The organism is Streptomyces sp. NPDC051987 (assembly GCF_040680735.1).
Classification (GTDB): domain Bacteria; phylum Actinomycetota; class Actinomycetes; order Streptomycetales; family Streptomycetaceae; genus Streptomyces.
In genome coordinates this window covers 1-14,331 of sequence record NZ_JBFAXI010000030.1, presented here as the reverse complement: position 1 = coordinate 14,331, position 14,331 = coordinate 1, and the positions used below count along the sequence as shown (strand labels likewise).

At 72.9% G+C, this 14,331-nt stretch carries 11 protein-coding genes; 3 read left to right on the top strand and 8 right to left on the bottom strand.

Translation table 11 applies throughout. The annotated features are described in order from the left end of the window. The first annotated feature begins 312 nt into the window (after positions 1-312). Both AB0M11_RS18295 and AB0M11_RS18290 read left to right on the top strand, forming a co-directional pair. Complete coding sequence (locus tag AB0M11_RS18295) at positions 313-732, top strand: ATP-binding protein (RefSeq protein ID WP_365706542.1); 420 nt, start codon at positions 313-315, stop codon at positions 730-732. A gap of 232 nt (positions 733-964) precedes the next feature. Further along, entirely contained in the window at positions 965-1,795 is an 831-nt protein-coding gene (locus AB0M11_RS18290) for a SigB/SigF/SigG family RNA polymerase sigma factor (RefSeq protein WP_365706540.1), read from the top strand. Positions 1,796-1,811: 16 nt separating this feature from the next. On the opposite strand, the gene AB0M11_RS18285 is transcribed toward AB0M11_RS18290, so the two are convergent. Then, positions 1,812-4,064 carry an FUSC family protein gene (locus tag AB0M11_RS18285; RefSeq protein ID WP_365706538.1) on the bottom strand — a complete coding sequence of 751 codons (2,253 nt, stop codon included), beginning with the start codon at positions 4,062-4,064 and terminating at the stop codon, positions 1,812-1,814. Between the two features lie 16 nt (positions 4,065-4,080). Next, the gene (locus tag AB0M11_RS18280; protein ID WP_365706536.1) at positions 4,081-5,457 is read right to left on the bottom strand and encodes an NAD(P)/FAD-dependent oxidoreductase; all 1,377 of its coding nucleotides are present in this window, start codon (positions 5,455-5,457) and stop codon (positions 4,081-4,083) included. A 257-nt stretch (positions 5,458-5,714) separates the two neighbouring features. Here AB0M11_RS18280 and AB0M11_RS18275 point away from each other — a divergent pair, with 257 nt between their 5' ends. Next, positions 5,715-6,524: a methyltransferase domain-containing protein gene (locus AB0M11_RS18275; protein WP_365706534.1), complete on the top strand. Its 810-nt coding sequence runs from the start codon at positions 5,715-5,717 to the stop codon at positions 6,522-6,524. Between the two features lie 42 nt (positions 6,525-6,566). Here AB0M11_RS18275 and AB0M11_RS18270 read toward each other — a convergent pair whose 3' ends face one another. The 6 genes from AB0M11_RS18270 to AB0M11_RS18245 all read right to left on the bottom strand — a co-directional run. Next, positions 6,567-7,001, bottom strand: a complete 435-nt coding sequence (locus AB0M11_RS18270; RefSeq protein WP_365706532.1) for an ATP-binding protein — start codon at positions 6,999-7,001, stop codon at positions 6,567-6,569. A 93-nt stretch (positions 7,002-7,094) separates the two neighbouring features. After that, positions 7,095-8,996, bottom strand: coding sequence for an AMP-dependent synthetase/ligase (locus AB0M11_RS18265; protein WP_365706530.1), 1,902 nt, complete (start codon positions 8,994-8,996; stop codon positions 7,095-7,097). 127 nt (positions 8,997-9,123) lie between these two features. Further along, entirely contained in the window at positions 9,124-10,212 is a 1,089-nt protein-coding gene (locus tag AB0M11_RS18260) for a glutamate--cysteine ligase (protein WP_365706690.1), read from the bottom strand. A gap of 106 nt (positions 10,213-10,318) precedes the next feature. After that, the gene (gene glgB / locus AB0M11_RS18255) at positions 10,319-12,532 is read right to left on the bottom strand and encodes a 1,4-alpha-glucan branching enzyme (protein ID WP_365706528.1); all 2,214 of its coding nucleotides are present in this window, start codon (positions 12,530-12,532) and stop codon (positions 10,319-10,321) included. A 4-nt stretch (positions 12,533-12,536) separates the two neighbouring features. Continuing rightward, positions 12,537-13,892 (bottom strand): maltokinase, encoded by a 1,356-nt coding sequence (locus AB0M11_RS18250; protein ID WP_365706526.1) that lies wholly within the window; start codon positions 13,890-13,892, stop codon positions 12,537-12,539. A 31-nt stretch (positions 13,893-13,923) separates the two neighbouring features. After that, a partial coding sequence (locus AB0M11_RS18245) for an alpha-glucosidase C-terminal domain-containing protein (protein WP_365706524.1) occupies positions 13,924-14,331 on the bottom strand: 408 nt, incomplete at its 5' end.

The following is a 14,331-nucleotide window of genomic DNA, read 5'->3' as shown; positions in this document are numbered from 1 at the left end:
AGATGAGAAACGCCGTCACGAGGGCGTCCGGGCAGGAAAAAGCCCTGGCTGGACGGGGGAGGCCAGCCAGGGCCGTCAAAGGTGGTGCGGGAGGACCTGATGTCAACCCCTCGACCACTTATGGGTGAACGGTAAACCATCCGGAGCCGTTTCGCGCATCTGGGAACAGGCTACGTGACCTGTTTCACTTTGGGGAGCCCTCGCGGCCCCGGAACTGGTTTGGCGGCGCCCCGACCGGTGAGCCGACAAGGGAGAGCCCCGTACAGGCGGGACTCAGCCGACCAACCGGTCCACCACCCAGGGAGCGAAAGGATGCAGGAAAAGTACCGGACCGAGTCACCAGTCGTACCACCCCAGTCCCGTCGGCCGCCGATGCGGCCGGCCGACGCCCGCAGAGCGGTCCGCGGCGCCGTCGCCCGGCGTGCCCTTCCGTACACCGCCGACGCCCTCGACGACGCCCTGCTCGTCACCTCGGAACTGACCAGCAACGCGATCCTGCACGGCGGCGGGATCACCGGCTTCGACGTCGACGTCGAGGGCTGCGCGGTACGGGTGTCGGTCAGTGACCACAGCGACGAGCTGCCCGTGGCCGAACGGGCCGTGGACGAACGGCAGCGATGGCGGGCCGGCGGCCGGGGATGGCCCATCGTCTGCCGCCTGGCCCGCGAGGTGGAGGTCGCCGGACTGCCCTGCGGAGGCAAGCGGATCACCGCCGTCGTACCGCTGAACTGAACCGGTGGGCGGAACTTCGAACCGGAGGGTGTTTGCGCCCGGATCGATGGGGCAGGCGGAGTGTCGTGCTTCGGACCGGAGGCGCGCGCCAGCGGGAGCAGTCGTACGACAGCCCCCGGGCCGACCGGTCCGGGTGGTGCTCCCGCGGCGAACCTGACACCGCAGTTCGGGCGAAGTCCCGGGACCACGTTCCGGTGACGCCCTGATACCCACAGTTCAGGAGCGATTCCGCATGCCCACCGATTTGTCGACCGGCCCCACCCCCACGCCCGGCCCCACCACCCGCCCCACGCCCCGGCGGGCCCACGACGACGCTCCCGACACGGCGGCCCTCTTCGCCCGCCTCGCCGAGCTCGACGACGGCCCCGAGCGGGACGCCCTGCGGGACGAACTGGTCGCAGCCTGGCTGCCCATGGCCCACCGGATCGCCGGCCGCTTCCGCGACCGCGGCGAGTCCGTGGAAGACCTGCGCCAGGTCGCCGCGCTGGGCCTGGTCAAGGCTGTCGACCGCTACGACCCGTCCCGCGGCGCCTTCGAGAGTTACGCGGTGCCCACCATCACCGGTGAGGTCAAGCGCCACTTCCGCGACCGCATGTGGGCCCTGCGGGTACCGCGCCGGGTGCAGGAACTGCGCAACCGGGTGCGGGTGGCCCGCCGGGAACTCACCGAGCATCCCGGATCCCCCGAACCCACCCCCGCGGCCATCGCCGCCCACACCGGTCTGACCGAGGACGAGGTCGCCGCCGGCCTGGAGGCGCTGGAGAGCTTCAGCACCCTCTCCCTGGACGCCGAACTCTCCATGGGCGAGGACGGTTACAGCCTCGCCGACACCCTGGGCGAGTCCGACGGCTCCTACGACGTCGTCGTCGACCGGGAGGCGGCCAAGGAGGGCCTGCGGCGGTTGCCCGAGCGGGAACGGGCCATCCTCTACATGCGGTTCTTCGAGGACATGACGCAGAGCCGGATCGCCGACAAGCTCGGCATCTCGCAGATGCACGTGTCCCGGCTCATCAGCCGCAGCTGCGCCCGGGTCAGGGCCGAGGCCCTGGGCCGGTCCGTCTGACGTCCCGCACCGCCGGTCAGGCCGCCGCGCGCGGCCGCAGCGGCACCCCCAACGGCCGGGCCAGGCCCACCACCGCCTCGTCGAGGCGCTGCAGATGGCGCAGCACCCGGTCGGTCACCCGGCCGTAGCGCGGGGCGCCCAGCGTGCCCGGCTCCAGCATCGCCGCGATGCTGGGGCCGGTCTCGATCTCGGGGACCGGCCGCCGGCCGGCCACCTGGGCGGCGACCGCCTCGATGTTGTGCACGATCCGCCGTGCCGCCCCGCGCAGCCGGGGATCCGCCGCGATCGACGGGTGGGTGGGCAGCAGCTCCGCCGTCGCCGCGAGGGACCGCGCGTGATAGGCGCACGTCTCCAGGAGGGCCACCACGTAGCGCGCGGTGTCCCGTCGGGAGCGCAGCGGAGTGATCGGATGCGTCAGCGGCTGCACGGCCGCCGACAGATCGGCCAGGGCCTGGTCCAGGTCACGGGCCTTCTCCACCAGGTCGACCGGCGGCGCACCGCTCAACTGCTCGGCGGCGGCGCGGGTGACGTCGGCCAGCCGGTCCAGCGTCACGGCCAGCAGTTCGTCGGTACGGCGGTCCGTGTGCACCGGCAGCACCACCGCGGCCGCGATCACCCCGCACACCGCTCCGAGCGCCGTCTCCGCCACCCGCAGCACCAGGACGTCCAGACTGTAGGTGTTGAGCAGCGTGTACAGCAGACCCAGCATCGCCGTCACGAAGAACGACATGAGGGTGTAGGACAGCGGCGCCGAGTAGAACATCGCGAAGATGAACACCAGCACCAGCGCGAACGCGGTCCAGGTGTGGTGCCCGACCAGTCCCGCGAGCACGATGCCGGCCACCACGCCGAGAACCGTGCCCAGCAGCCGCCGGTAGCCCTTGACCAGGATCTCGCCGGTGGACGCGGTGTTGATGAACACGATCCAGCACGTCAGCACCGCCCAGTACCAGCGCTGCGCGGACAGGAACTCGCCGCCCGCCATGGCCAGCGAGGAGCCGACCGCCACCTGCACCGCCGCCCGCGTGGTCGGCCGGCGCAGCCCGGTCGCCTCCTCGGCCTCCCGCTCGCCCTCCTCGGCGCTCTCGATGGCCGCGTCCTCGGCGTCCAGTTCCTCCCGGGACCGGGAGGTGGCCGGGGTGTCGGCGGACTCGTCCTGCGGCCCGTCCAGCGCGATCCGCAGCCCCAGCACCGCCCGCGCGGCCTCGCCGACGCCCCGGAACACGTCCTGGACGGCGGTCGGGGCGGGCGGCAGGTCCTCCCCCTCGCGGTAACCGAGGAGCCGGTTGCGCAGCCGGGCCTGCGCCGTCCCCCGCTCGGGTCCGCCCGGCCGCAGCACCAGCAGCCGCAGCGCCTCCAGATCGAGCCGCAGCCGCGCCGTCGCCTCGTCCCGCACCGGCTCCGGCGCGGCCGACGGCAGCGGGGCGCCCGGCAGGTGCAGGGTGAGCGTGTCCGCCCGCTCGGCGCTGCGGGCGGTGAGCAGCAGCAGCCCGAGCCGCTCGGCAGCGATCTCGGCGTCCGCGATCCGGCGCTGCACCAGCCTGGCCACCGCCTCGTCGGAGGTGCCGTCCGCGAGCCGCCCCTGGATCAGCAGCGCCGTCTCGTGCAGCCGGGCGGTCCTGACCCGGACCTCCTCCACAGCCCGGTCCAGCCCGTCCGGACCGGCGTCGAGCAACTCCGCCTGCGCGGCGACCAGTTGGGCGAACCGGGCCCGGAAGGCACGCCGCAGCCGCTCCAGGATGCCCGCGGCCGTCTGCCGGACCAGGACGAACCGCGCCAGAGCCGCGCAGCCGAACGCCACCGTGATCGTGACGTACAGCTCCGGCAGCGCCGGCACCGTCGCGTGCACGAACAACGAGGCGAAGTAGATCTGGAAGCCGATCAGCCCCAACGCCGTCCCCCGGTCGCCGAAACGGCGGCCGTAGACCGCGCAGAAGATGAGCGCCACGAAGAAGAGGTCGCCGGTCACCACCCGCGCGTTGAGCAGCGCGCCCAGCGACATCGAGGCCAGCGCCACCGGCAGGCCCAGGGTGAGCGTGACGGCCTGCTGCGGCCGGCCCTTCTCCCGGATCGAGAAGGTGGCGACCATCGCCGTGATGGCCCCCGCCACCAGGTGCGACACGTCGAACCGCAGCGCCGCCAGCACGGCGAGCGTGAGCGCGATCGAGGTGACCGTGCGCAGACCGGCGGTGAAACGGAGCAGCCCGGGGTCGGCAGCCGCCACCCGGCCCCGGACATCCGCCCAGCCCGGCCGTCCCGCCGCGCTCACCGACCCGCGCTCGGCGTCACGCCGTGGCGGCACCGGGGGCCTCGGGGCCCTCGGCGTGCGCCCGCACCTGCTCCGGCGTCAGATAGGTGTCCGTGTACTCGAAGTCCTTGAGCCGGGCGGGCTTGCGGGACTGGAAGCCGGTCCGGACGAAGTCGTCACCGGCCAGTGCGTTCAGCAGCCAGTTGGTCGCGACCCGGGTCTTGGCCACGTTGGTGCGCAGCGCCGACCAGTGGTAGCCGCGGGCCACCGCCTGAGCGGCCAGACCGCGCAGTTCGATGCCGAGCGGCTTGGACACCGCGTCCTTGCCGCCGAGGTCCACCACGAGCCCCAGGTCCTTGTGCACGTACGGCTGGAGCGGCCGGCCCCGCAGGGCCGCGATGACGTTGTCGGCGACCACCTTGCCCTGCCGCATGGCGTGCTGCGCGGTCGGCGGGCAGACCGCGCCCGCCTCGTCCTTCGCCTTGTCCGGCACGGCCGCCGCGTCGCCGAGCGCGAACACCCCGTCATGGCCCGGCAGGGTCATCTCGGCGGTGACCGCCAGGCGTCCGCGGACCGTCTCCGCGCCCATGGTGGCGATCAGCGGACTGGCGGCCACCCCGGCCGTCCAGATCAGCGTGTGCGTGGGCACCACACGGCCGTCGGTGAAGGTGACCTCCTCGGGACCCGCCTTCTCGATCGACACGCCCAGCGAGACGTCGATACCGCGGCGGCGCAGCACCTCCTGCGCGCTGCGGCCGAGTTTGTCGCCGAGCTCCGGCATCAGCTTGGGGGCGATGTCGATCAGGTGCCACTTGATCAGCTTGGGGTCCAGGTTCGGGTAGCGGTGCAGCGCCGCGTGGGTGAGCTTCTGCAGACAGGCCGCGGTCTCGGTGCCCGCGTAGCCGCCGCCGACCACCACGAACTGCAGCCGCGCCGCCCGCTCGGCCGGGTCGTCGCTGGCGTCGGCCAGGTCGAGCTGGGAGATGACGTGGTCGCGGATGTAGGCGGCCTCGGCGAGGGTCTTCATCCCGAACGCGTGCTCGGTCAGGCCGGGGATGTCGAAGGTGCGGGTGACACTGCCCGGGGCCAGCACGATGTAGTCGTAGCGCTCGTTGACGAGCTGGTCGGTGATGGTGCGCACGACGCACACCTTGGACTTCAGGTCCACCCCGATCGCGCCGCCGGGGATGATCCGGGTGCGGTACCTCTTGCTGCGGCGCAGCGAGACGGCGATCGACTGGGGCGTCAGCACGCCCGAGGCGACCTGCGGAAGCAGGGGCAGATAGAGCTGGTAGGAAGTCGGCGACACCAGGGTGACGTCGGCTTCGTCGGGGGAGAGTTTCCGCTCCAGGCGGCGCACGCACCCCACTCCGGCGAAGCCTGCGCCCACCACCAGGATCCTGGGTCGTGTCACGGTGTATCCCTTTCCGCTGCTCCAGGCCGTTCGGCTCGACGCCGTTCGCGTGCCCCGGAACGCTTGCTTCGCACCACATCGATCCCACCGTGCCCGACGCCGTTCCGCCAGCCGGGCGGAGCGGGCAGCCGAACGCGTGGGCTCCAGCATGCCCCTCGATCGCCGGGAGAAACCGGCTCCCGCACAGATATGCGCCGGACTCGCGATCGAGGAAAGGCCGTCCCCCGGCGATCACGTACGCCAGTAGAGTGCCCGCCATGGCGCAGACCCAGCCCGGCACGGGCTTCCAGAAGCGGCACATCGACCCGGACCGCGTGCCCTCGCTGGTGGCCGCCCTGGACGTCCAGGACGCCAACACCGGGGTACGGCGACTGCGCGCCTGGGCCGAGGGGGCGCTGGCCGTGCGGCCCGGCGACCGGCTCCTCGACGTGGGCTCCGGAACCGGCTCGCAGACCCGGGCGCTGGCCGCCGCGGCAGGGCCGGACGGCGTCGCCATCGGCATCGAGGTCAACCCGAGTCTGCGCGCGGTCGCCGAGGAGCGGTCCGCCGGCAGCCGGGCCCGCTTCCTCCAGGGAGACGCGGAGGCGCTGCCGGTCCCGGACGGCTCCATGGACGTCGTGTGGTGCGAGCGGGTCCTCCAGCACCTCCACGAACCCGACCGGGCGATCGCCGAGATGGCCAGGGTGCTGCGTCCCGGCGGCCGGGTGGCGGTGCTGGACACCGACTGGGGGACCACCCTCCTGCACCCCGGCGACCCGGCGGTGGTGCGCGCGCTGACCGGGGCCGCCCTGGGCGGCGCCAACCCCTGCTCCGGGCGCCGCCTGGTCGGCCAGCTGAGCGCCGCCGGGTTCGTGGTGGACGACCGCGGCTCGCAGGCTCTGCTCCAGGACCACCGCTCGGTCGCCTGGCCGCTGATCCGCATGCTCGGCGAGGCCGCCGTGCGCACGGGCGCCGTCACGGAGGAACAGCGGGACACCTTGTACGCCGATCTCGCCGAGGCCGCGGAGCGGGGAGCGGTGCACATGTCGGTGACGATGTTCGGGGTGGTCGCCCACCGCCCCGAATGACGGCGGGCAGCCCTCACCCGGGCAACTCACCAGGGCGGGAACTCACCAGGGCAGGAAGGCGTGGACGTCCTTGCCGTCGTCGGTGACGACCACGCTGACCTGGTCGCACAGGGTGTGCAGCAGATGCCAGCCGATGCCGCCTCCGCTGCCCTGCGGGTGGAAGGGCCGCGGCTCGGGCCGGACCTGGCTGGAGTCGTGCATGGTGACGTGGACGCCGTCGTACGTCCGGCGCATCCGCAGTTCGAAGGGGCCCGGCGCGTACTGGACGACGTTGGCGGCCAGCTCCGTCACGACCAGCAGGATGTCGTTCCAGCAGTCGGGCCCGGTGGGCGGCGAGGTGCGCGCGAGGCCCGCCAGGTAGCCGTCGGCGGCGAGCCGCGCACCGGTCACATCACGAAGCCGACCCGGGAAGGAGACCGTACAGCCGTCGGTCTCCTCCGCGGATCCTCTGTCGTCCCGCCGTGGTCCGGTCCCCATCTCGTCTCTCTCAGCCCCGCGCAGGGGCCGCTGTCGCGCCGGTCTCTTCTCCGTCGCGAGTTCCCACCCTGGCGCAGGGTACGCGTGTTCCGCTCACCGGAAGACGTCGTCCGAGTCGTCCCAGTCGGCCGGCTCCGGCTGACGCGGCCGGCGCACGGCCTGCGAGCGGGCCTGGTACATGGCGTCGATCTCGGCCGCGTAATGGCGCGCTATGGCGTCCCGGCGCAGCTTCATCGACGGGGTCAGCATGCCGTTGCCCGGGGCGAAGGGTTCCTGGAGCACCCGGTAGACCCGGATCGACTCGGAACGGGAGACCAGGCTGTTGGCGGAGGCGATGGCGCGGGCGATCTCCTCGCGCAGCGCGTTCTCCTCGCGTGCCTCGCGGCCGGGCGAGTCGCCCGGCACCGCCAGCGCCCCCCGCCAGTGCGCGAGGAAGTCCGGGTCCAGGGTGATCAGCGCGCCCACGCAGGGCCGGTCGTCGCCGACGACCACCGCCTGGTGCACCAGCGGATGCATCCGCAGCCGCTGCTCCAGCGGGGCCGGGGCCACGCTCTTGCCGCTGCTGGTGATGATGATGTCCTTCTTGCGGCCCGTGATGGTCAGATAGCCCTCGGAGTCCAGCCGCCCGATGTCCCCGGTGGCCAGCCAGCCGCCGCGCAGCGCGGCCCGGGTCGCGTAGTCGTCACCCACGTACCCCTGGAACACCGACGGCCCGCGCACCAGTATCTCGCCGTCGTCGGCCACCTGGATCTGGGTGCCCGGCAGAGCCTGGCCGACCGTGCCCGACTTCTCGCGCCCCAGCGGCTGCATGGTGATCCCGCCGCTGGACTCGGTGAGGCCGTAGCCGTCGTGCACGTACATGCCGATGCCCTCGTAGAACAGGGTCAGCTCACGGCTGAGCGAGGAGCCGCCGGACGTGGCCCGCAGCACCCGGCCGCCGAGCGCCGCGCGCAGCTTGCGGTACACCGTCCGCTCGTACACGGCGTGCTGCAGCCGCAGGTCGAAGCCGGGGCCCGAGCCGGTGCCCAGCCGCTGCCGCTCCAGGGCCGCGGCGAAGTCCCGCGCGGTCTCCGCGGCCCGCTCGAACAGGGCGCCCCGGCCGTGCTGCTGCGAGGTGCGCAGGAACGTCTTGTACACCTTCTCCAGCACCGACGGCACCGCGTACAGATAGGTCGGACGGAAGGTGCGCAGCGCCTCGGCCAGCGCGGCCTCGGTCATCTCGGGCTCGTGACCCATCAGGATCCCGCCGCGCAGACAGATCACCATGATCATCAGGCCGTACACGTGCGAGAACGGCAGGAAAGCCAGGACGGAGCCCTGTTCCCCCGGGCGTGCCGCGGTGTGCCCCCAGCCGGCCAGCAGTGTGTCGCACGGGTAGGCCAGCCCGGCGTGGCTCAGCGCGCAGCCCAGCGGGCGGCCCGAGGTGCCCGAGGTGTACGTGATGGCCGCCGTGGAGTCCGGCATCACGATCCGGCGCAGCGACTCCACCGTGGTCAGCGGGACGTACGTGCCCTTCTGCACCAGCTCGGGCAGCGCCCCCGCGTCCAGCTGCCACACGTGCTTGAGCCCGGGCAGTCCCTCGCACACGGTGCCGACGGTCATCACCGCCTGCTCGTCCTCGACCACCACCGCCACACAGCGCGCGTCCCGCAGGATCCACTCGACCTGGTCCCGCGAGGACGTCGGGTGGATCGGGACGACCTCGGCCCCCACCGACCACAGCGCGAGGCCGAACACCGTCCACTCGTAGCGCGTCCGCGCCATCACGGCCACCCGCTGCCCGGGTGAGATCCCCGACGCGATCAGCCCCTTGGCCAGGTCGACCACCTCGTCCCGCAGTTCGACCGCGGTGACCTCCTGCCAGCCCGCGGCGGCCTCGGGCCGGCGCGCCAGCACCGGCAGGGTGGGGTTCCGGTCCGCCGTCTCGAAGATGCTGTCGGCGAGCCCGCCGGTCAGGGTCGAAGCGGTCGTCGGAGCGAGGGCGTAGTCGCGCATGCGCTGCTCCTGGATGTACGGAGGGTTACCCTCCCGATCGGTACGGTTGTCGAGCGGGTCGAATCTAGCCCAGGGGAGCACGGCCCGTGTCGGATACGGTCAACTCGTGTCCGCCCGATGACAGAGCTCATCCCTGGGTACGGCGCACGCACTCCACGACGACGTCCCGCAGACTCCCCGTGCGCTCCAGGAACGACCGCTGCTCGCGGGCGCCGGTGCCCCGGTACAGCAGCTGTGCGAGGGCCTCCTCGACACCGACGGTGTCCCCGCTGTCGGCGAGCGCGTCCGCGGCGTGTGCCACCAGCGCGCGCATCACGTCGACGGCGGGCCGTGGCCGCATGGTCACCGGGTCGAGGAGGTCGCCGTCCAGGCCGTCGCGGGCGGCCAGCCAGGAGGCCAGCCGGAGCACGCTCACGCTGGGGTCGAGCGGCGGCCGCCCGGCCCGCCACTCGCGCGCCGCCGTCTCCACCAGGGCGCGGATGAGCGTGGCGACGAGGACGGTGGTGTCCGCCCGCAGGCACACGTCGGCCACCCGGATCTCCACCGTCGGGTACCGCGTGGACAGCCGGGCGTCGAAGTACACCATCCCCGTGTCGAGGATGACGCCGCTGGCCACCATGTCCGCGACCCGCCGCCGGTACCGCTCGGCCGAACCGAACAGCTCGGTCGGTCCCGCCGACGGGCCGCGCGCCCACAGCCGGCTGCGGAAGCTGGCGTAACCGGAGTCCCGGCCCTGCCAGTACGGCGAGTTGACGCTGAGCGCGCGCAGCACCGGCAGCCAGGGCCGGATCCGGTCGAGGACGGCGACCCCTTCCTCGTCGGACTCCACCGACACGTGCACATGGCAGCCGCAGACGAACCAGTCCGCCATGGCCGCGCCGTACCGCCCGGCCATCCAGCGGTAGCGCTCGTGGCGGGTGAGCGCCGGGTCGACCGGGAGCGGACACGTGGCCATCGCCGCCACCGCGCACCCGATCTCGCCGGCCAGCCGGCCCGCCTCCTTGCGGCACCGGGCGACCTCCGCGCCGAGCTCGGCCATGTCCCGCTGCGGACTGGTCGCGAGCTCCAGCATCTGCCCGAACAGCTCCATCTGGAACACGGCCTGTCCGGGATCCTCCTGGGCGGCGCGGTCCAGGACGGCCGCCGACCAGGGCATGGGCTCCCCGCTGTCCGGGTGGACCAGCAGGAGTTCTTCCTCCACTCCGACGGTACGCAGCACGGGGAACCGCCCTCCGGCCGGGCCGCGACCGGGCGCGGCGAGGTCTTTCATCCCGGACTGCCCGGACCCGGCCGCACAAACACGTGCCGGGGCCCTCGACGGGCTACGGGGCGACAGGCTCCAGCCACACCGTGCCGAGCGGGGGCAGCGTGAGCCGCAGAGCCCCGTCGTCGGCGAGGAGCGGTCCCCGGCTGACGACGTCCCCGCCGCCGTACCGGGCACTGTCGGTGTTGAGCACCTCCCGCCAGACGGGCGCCTTCCGGGGCACGCCCAGCCGGTAGCCGGGACGCACCACGGGGGAGAGGTTGGCTACCGCCAGCAACGGCCGGGCCTCGGCATCGAACCTGAGGAAGGCGAAGACGTTGTCCTCGGCCGCGTCCCCCACGACCCACTGGAAACCCGCCGGATCGGTGTCGCGCTGCCACAGCGCCGGGTGCGCGCGGTAGACGGAGTTGAGATCGCGGACCAGATCCCGGACACCCCGGTGATCGGCCTCCGCCCCGTACCGCGGGTCGAGCAGCCACCAGTCCGGGCCGTCGGCGTGGGACCACTCGCCGCCCTGGGCGAACTCCTGCCCCATGAAGAGCAGTTGCTTGCCCGGATGGGCCCACATGAAGGCCAGATACGCGCGGTGGTTCGCCCGCTGCTGCCACCAGTCGCCGGGCATCTTCGACACCAACGACCGCTTGCCGTGGACCACTTCGTCGTGGGAGATGGGCAGGACGTAGTTCTCGCTGTACGCGTAGACCATCGAGAAGGTCATCTCGTGGTGGTGGTACTTGCGGTGCACGGGCTCGTGTCGGATGTACTCCAGCGAGTCGTGCATCCAGCCCATGTTCCACTTCAGCCCGAAGCCCAGCCCGCCGCTGTCGGTCGGCCGGGTCACGCCGTCCCAGGCGGTGGACTCCTCGGCGATGGTCACCACGCCCGGCGCCCGCCGGTACACGGTCGCGTTCATCTCCTGGAGGAACGCGACCGCGTCCAGGTCCTCGCGCCCGCCGAACACGTTCGGCGTCCACTGCCCGGAATCCCGCGAGTAGTCGAGGTAGAGCATCGAGGCGACCGCGTCCACCCGCAGCCCGTCGATGTGGAACTCCTCGCACCAGTACACGGCGTTGGCGACCAGGAAGTTGCGCACCTCCACCCGGCCCAGGTCGAACTCGTAGGTCCCCCAGTCCGGATGCTCGGCCCGCCGCTCGTCCCCGGGTTCGTACAGCGGGTCCCCGTCGAAGCGGGCCAGCGCCCAGTCGTCCTTGGGGAAGTGGGCCGGCACCCAGTCCATGATCACGCCGATGCCGGCCCGGTGCAGGGCGTCGACCAGGTACCTGAAGTCGTCGGGGGTGCCGAGCCGGGCCGTCGGCGCGTAGAAGCCGGTGACCTGGTAGCCCCAGGAGCCGCCGAAGGGATGCTCGGCGACCGGCATGAACTCGACGTGCGTGAAGCCCAGGTCCTTGACGTAGGCGGGCAGCGCCTCGGCCAGCTGACGGTAGGTCAGGCCGGGGCGCCAGGACGGCAGGTGTACCTCGTACACCGAGAACGGCGCCTCGTGCACGGGGACGTCGCCCCGGTGCGCCATCCACTCACCGTCGCTCCACTCGTGCCGGGACACCGTCACGATCGACGCGGTCGCGGGCGGCACCTCGGTCCGCCGGGCCATCGGGTCCGCCTTGAGGAACCGGCCGCCGTACCGGGAGGTGATCTCGAACTTGTACCGGGCGCCCTCGCCGACCCCCGGCAGGAACACCTCCCACACCCCGGCGGCACCCAGCGAGCGCATCGGGTACTGCGTGCCGTCCCAGCAGGTGAAGTCCCCGGCCACTCTCACGCCCTGGGCGTTGGGCGCCCACACCGTGAACCGGGTGCCCGTCACGCCGTCATGGGTCATCGGCTCCGCGCCGAGCGCCTTCCACAGCTGCTCGTGCCGCCCCTCCCGGATCAGGTGCAGGTCGAACTCACCGAGCGCGGGCAGGAAACGGTAGGGGTCGTGGACCTCGTGCTCCCCGCCCTCCTCGTCCTCGTACTGGACGAGGAGGGTGTACGACGGAACCTCGGCGTACGGCAGCACGGCCGCGAAGAGCCCGTCGCCCTCCGGCGCCAGGGGGCTGCGCACCCCGTCGACGAGCACGCTCACGGCGCGCGCGTGCGGGCGCAGCGCCCGGAAGAGGGTGCCGCCGTCCACCGGGCGGGCGCCGAGCAGGGCGTGCGGATCGTGGTGGGCGCCCGCGAGCAGGCGCCCGCGGTCGTCGGCGGCCAGCGGCGGGGCCGTGGGACGCGAGGGACCGGAGGGCTCCGGGAGCGAGGAGTCGCGCAGTGCCATGACGTCAGCCTCTCCAGCGGGCGAGCCGCTCGATCGCGGCCATCGGAACCGGAAGCCAGGCCGGCCGGTGCCTGGCCTCGTACACCACCTCGTACACCGCGCGGTCCGTCTCGTGGGCGCGCAGCAGCGCGTGCTTCCTGCGCGGGTCCCAGCCGGCCCGGGCAGCGTAACCCGCGCAGTAGGCCTCCCGGCAGCGGCGAGCCCACTCCGGGCGCCAGGGACGGCGCTGCCGTGCGGCGTAGTCGAAGGAGCGCAGCATCCCGGCGACGTCCCGCACCGGAGACTGCGTGCTGCGCCGCTCGGCGAGCGGCCGGGACGGCTCGCCCTCGAAGTCGATGACGAACCATTCCTGGTCCGCCCGCAGCACCTGCCCGAGATGGAGATCGCCGTGGATGCGCTGGGCGAGCGGCCCGGCGGCACAGCCGGCCAGCGCCTCGAAGGCGCCGCGCAGTCCGGGTACGAAGGGCCGCAGCGCCGGCACCGCGTGCGCGGCGGCGTCCAGCCGCGCCGACATCGCCTCGGCCGTACGGCTGTGCTCGTCGTGGACGGCGGACGGGAAGGCGGAGGCGAGCGCGAGGTGCACCTCCGCGGTGGCCCGCCCCAGTTCGTGCGCCTCGGTGGTGAAGTCGTCCCCGGCGGCCAGGGCGCGCAGGGCGAGGGTCCAGCCGTCGGCCGCGCCCGGCAGGAAGGGCTGCAGCACCCCGAGCGTCGCCGGGCTCGGCTCGGTGGTCCGGAACCAGGCCACCGGCGCCGGTACCCGCGCGCAGCCCTGCGCGGCCAGTGCGCCGGGCACCTCCAGGTCCGGGTTGACACCGGGCTGGATCCGCCGGAACACCTTGAGGATGTAGGAGTCGCCGTACACCAGGGAGGAGTTGGACTGCTCGGCGTCCAGCAGCCGCGGCGCGAGTCCGCCGGGTATCCGGGCCCGCGGAGCCGTCTCGAAGCGCAGCGGGCCCGCCGTGCCGGGGATGCGCAGCCGCTCCAGGAGCAGTTCGGCGGCGCGCGGGTCGTGCAGGGCGTCGTAGACCGCGAGCCCGGCCAGCGGGCCCTCCTCGGCCCGGCCCAGAAAGGCCCGCTCCAGCCGGGGCACGCGGTGTTCGCGGACGCTGAGCAGCAGCTGGTAGCAGTCGCCGGACGGGGCGGCGTCCCCGCCGGGGGAGTGGTCGGCGTGGACCAGCAGGTGCAGGCAGCCGGGGAAGAGTTCGGTCACGGAGAGCACCGACAGCTCCGTGACGGGCCGGTCCTTGCCGGCGAACCAGCGCTGTCGGGGCAGCCAGTCGCGCAACAGCCCGCCCAGCGAGACCAGCGGGCCGTTCAGATCCGCCGTCGTGCTCCGGGGCGGGTCAACGGTCTTCGTCATGGTGACGCGTCCTTTCCTCGGCCCCGCACGCTCAGCGCCGACGGCCGATGCGGGAGTCGACTCGGGAGAGCCGGAACCAGTAGAAGCCGTGTCCCGCGAGGGTGAGCAGGTAGGGCAGCTCACCGATGGCGGGAAAGCGCACCCCGCCGATCAGCTCGACCGGGTGCCGGCCGGCGTAGGCCCGCAGATCGAGTTCCGTGGGCTGGGCGAACCGGGAGAAGTTGTGCACGCACAGGACGATGTCGTCCCCCCCTTCCGCTGACGAGGGGGCCTCCCGCAGGAACGCCAGCACCGCCGGGTTGGAGGACTGGAGTTCGGTGAACGAGCCGAGTCCGAAGGCGGGGTTCTGCTTGCGGATCTCGATCATGCGCCGGGTCCAGTGCAGCAGGGACGACGGCGAGGACATGGAGGCCTCGACGTTGGTGACCTGGTAGCCGTA

Coding starts and splice junctions, on each gene's coding strand:
- AB0M11_RS18295 (WP_365706542.1), top strand. CDS start 313: ATGCAGGAAAAGTACCGGACCGAGTCACCAGTCGTACCACCCCAGTCC.
- AB0M11_RS18290 (WP_365706540.1), top strand. CDS start 965: ATGCCCACCGATTTGTCGACCGGCCCCACCCCCACGCCCGGCCCCACC.
- AB0M11_RS18275 (WP_365706534.1), top strand. CDS start 5,715: ATGGCGCAGACCCAGCCCGGCACGGGCTTCCAGAAGCGGCACATCGAC.
- AB0M11_RS18270 (WP_365706532.1), bottom strand. CDS start 7,001: ATGGGGACCGGACCACGGCGGGACGACAGAGGATCCGCGGAGGAGACC.
- AB0M11_RS18265 (WP_365706530.1), bottom strand. CDS start 8,996: ATGCGCGACTACGCCCTCGCTCCGACGACCGCTTCGACCCTGACCGGC.
- glgB (WP_365706528.1), bottom strand. CDS start 12,532: ATGGCACTGCGCGACTCCTCGCTCCCGGAGCCCTCCGGTCCCTCGCGT.
- AB0M11_RS18250 (WP_365706526.1), bottom strand. CDS start 13,892: ATGACGAAGACCGTTGACCCGCCCCGGAGCACGACGGCGGATCTGAAC.